1 pseudogene is annotated in these 301 nt (G+C 75.1%); it reads left to right on the top strand.

Annotated features, from left to right (window positions below):
* Positions 1-301: pseudogene (locus UK12_RS44215) on the top strand (hypothetical protein); the annotation flags it as partial.

Here is a 301-nt window from a genome sequence, read left to right as displayed (position 1 = left end):
CTGGCAGACCGCGCCCAACGGCGGCTGGAGCGCCTGGAACGGCGACGGCAACGGCCCCTGCGGCGGACCGTCCGGCGGGACGCCCGTGGGCGGGCGCGAAGCCGAAGGCCGAAGGGCGGTCTTCGGCCTCGGACCCAACGGCAACCCCATCGCAGATCGCGAACAGGTGTCACCTTCGGCCCGCACGGGCCAAGGGAACAGCTCCTTCGGCACCGCGCCCGCCGGACTGTCGGTCGGCCGGCGTGCGGACGGCGGGATGGGGGCGTTCGCGGTCGCGCCCGACTACGGCTCGATCTCGCAC

The organism is Saccharothrix sp. ST-888 (assembly GCF_000955975.1).
Lineage (GTDB): Bacteria > Actinomycetota > Actinomycetes > Streptomycetales > Streptomycetaceae > Kitasatospora.
Note: the sequence above shows the minus strand (reverse complement) of the source record. Positions and strands in the feature narration are given on the sequence as shown.